Origin of the sequence: uncultured Cardiobacterium sp. (assembly GCF_938028185.1) — a bacterium.
In the GTDB taxonomy this organism is placed as follows: Bacteria; Pseudomonadota; Gammaproteobacteria; order Cardiobacteriales; family Cardiobacteriaceae; genus Cardiobacterium.
Genome location: NZ_CALJAH010000250.1, coordinates 1 through 2,703, shown reverse-complemented (window position 1 = coordinate 2,703; position 2,703 = coordinate 1). Strand labels below are relative to the sequence as shown.

At 62.0% G+C, this 2,703-nt stretch carries 2 protein-coding genes; both read left to right on the top strand.

From position 1 onward, the window contains the following. Window positions 1–192 precede the first annotated feature (192 nt). Window positions 193–927: a glycosyltransferase gene (locus Q0349_RS07260; protein ID WP_366916290.1), complete on the top strand. Its 735-nt coding sequence runs from the start codon at window positions 193–195 to the stop codon at window positions 925–927. A gap of 1 nt (window position 928) precedes the next feature. After that, window positions 929–2,530 carry a glycosyltransferase family 2 protein gene (locus tag Q0349_RS07255; protein ID WP_298080206.1) on the top strand — a complete coding sequence of 534 codons (1,602 nt, stop codon included), beginning with the start codon at window positions 929–931 and terminating at the stop codon, window positions 2,528–2,530. The last annotated feature ends 173 nt before the right edge of the window (window positions 2,531–2,703 follow it).

The following is a 2,703-nucleotide window of genomic DNA, read 5'->3' as shown; positions in this document are numbered from 1 at the left end:
GCGTACTGTCTTCGGCGACGCGCCTTGTCTGAAACTTTCGGTGGATGGCTATAACCGGCGCAGCTTCAGGACGGTGCGCCGAGACGCACCCTATGGCTACTGCAGACTGATGCGCTGCGGCGGGTTGTGCCTTTCCGCTATACTACCGCCTGCGCCCGCTTTTTCATCAATCTGTTTTTTCTCGTTATTTTTATGTCCGCCCGTTATGTTCTCTGCATGAAGTGGGGTACGAAGTATCCCGCCGAGTTTGTTAACCGTCTGTTTCGCATGGTGTCGCGGCAGTTATCGTTGCCGTTTACCATGATTTGTCTCACCGACGACCCCGCCGGGATTGACCCCGCCGTGGTGTGTCATCCGATTCCGCCGCTGGATTTGCCGGACGGTCTGCCGGAGCGCGGTTGGCGCAAATTGACGACGTTTGCGCCCGATCTCTACGGTCTCAGGGGCACGGCGCTGTTTTTGGATTTGGACGTGGTCATTCTGCGCAATATCGACCATTTCTTTACCCACGAGGCGGACGACCGCAACAGCGTCTTCATCATCCGCGACTGGAAGCGCCCGTGGCGCGGTGTCGGCAACAGTTCGGTCTATCGTTTTGAGCTGGGCGCGTTGCCGACGCTGCTCGATGTCTTCCGCGCCAATTTCCTCTCCATCCGCGCCCATTTCCGCAATGAGCAGGCGTGGTTGTCGGCGTTTTTGCGTGAGCGCGAGGCGCTGCGTTTTTGGCCGGATAGTTGGTGCAAGAGTTTCAAGTATCACGCGCTCTATCCGCTGCCGTTGTCGTTTTTCCTCGCACCGCGCCGCCCGGACTGCGATATTTTGGTTTTCCACGGTGAAATCAACCCGGACACCGCCATCGCCGGCGGTGGCGGCAAGTGGTATCGCCATGTGCGCCCGGCGCCGTGGCTGGCGGATTTTTGGGGGTGATATGGCGACGCTGAGTGTGGTGTTGATGGTGCGGAACGAGGCGGCGAATTTGCGCCGCTGTTTGCCACGGGTGGCGCGCGTCGCCGACGAGATTGTGATTCTGGATTCGGGCAGTACCGATGACAGCGAGGCGGTCGCCAACTGGTTCGGCGCGCGCTGGTTTGTGAACACCGACTGGCAGGGCTATGGCATCCAGCGGCAGCGGGCGCAGGCGCTCGCCACCGGCGACTGGATTTTTGCGCTGGACGCGGACGAGGTGCCGGACGACACGCTGCTCGCCGCCCTCGCCCGCATCAAGGACGAGACGCCGGGCAATACGGTGTATGGCGTGCGGCGGCTGGATTTGGTGTTTGGCCGCTTCATTGATCATCCGCGCTGGCGCGGCAAGCCGTATTGGCGCGTTTATCCGCGCCGTTTTCAGTTCAACAGCAATGCGGTGCATGAGTCGCTGCTGCTCGATGGTGCGCGGACGCGGGTGTTGCCCGGTTTTCTGGAGCATCATACGGCCGATACGCCGCTGTTCTGGCTGGAAAAGCGCTTTTCTTACGCTGACACCTGGGCGCGCGAGGCGCACGCGCGCGGCAAGCGCGTTTCGCCGTTTGGCGTGTGGCTGCGCAGTCTGTGGGCGTTTTGCAAGCAGTATCTCGCCGATGGCCGTTTTCTCCGGGGCAGTAGCGGCTGGGTGTATGCCTGGCTTTTTGCGCAATATACGTTCAACAAGTACGCGCTGCTCTGCGACCGCAATGCGCGGCCGCAGAGTTATGCCGATGATTTTCAGCCGCACGCGGTCAATGCGCGCGCGCTGCCGCTGGCGGTGCCGCCGCCGGGGCGGAATCCGCATCCGCTCAGTGTGGTGATGATTGTCAAGAATGAGGCGCGGCATTTGCCCGCCTGTCTCGCCGCGGTGCGCGATTTGGCGGACGAGATTGTGATTCTGGATTCGGGCAGTAGCGACAACAGCGCGACGATTGCCGCCCGCTTCGGCGTGCGCTGGTACGAGAACCGCGACTGGCGCGGTTTTGGCGTGCAGCGGCAGCGGGCGCAAGCGTTGGCGCAGGGTGATTTTGTGCTGATGCTGGATGCGGACGAGCAGCCGGATGCGACGCTGAAGGCGGCCATCCGTGCGGTGCTGCAATCGCCGCCGTCGCCGGATACGGTGTATGCCGTCTCGCGCAGCAATATTTTCTGCGGCACGGCGGTGAACGCGCGTTATCGCGATCATATTCCCCGCCTCTATGGCCGCGCCTTTTTTCAGTATCACCCGTATGAGGTGCATGAGTCGCTGGCGCGCGGCGCGGCGGCGGTGGTGCGTCTGCCCGGCGATTTGCTGCATTTCACCAGCGACAATCTCGCCCATTTCATCCGCAAGAATTTGCGCTACAGCCACGACTGGGCGCAGGAGAAGGCGGCAGGCGGGCGGAAACCGCCGTCGCTGTGGGCGTTGCCGCTGCGCGCTGCCGTCGCTTTCTGCCGCGAGTATTTTGTCCACCGCACGCTCTTTGCCGGGCGCTACGGCTTTTTTCTCGCCGCCAGCTCGGCTTTTTATAATTTCAACAAGTATTTGATGCTCGCCTGCCTCGCGCGGCGTGAGAGGAAGTCATGAAGGTTTGGCTGAAGCTATTGGTTAATGGCGCGACGTTTTTGTTTTTTGCCTTGAGCCTCGCCCTGAAAAGCGGCTACAGCTACGGCGCGGCGCTGCTGCTCGTGGCGGCGCTGACGACGCTGCCCGTGTGGTGGCGCGCCCGCCCGCGCGATGCGGGCTTGCGCTGGCTCGCC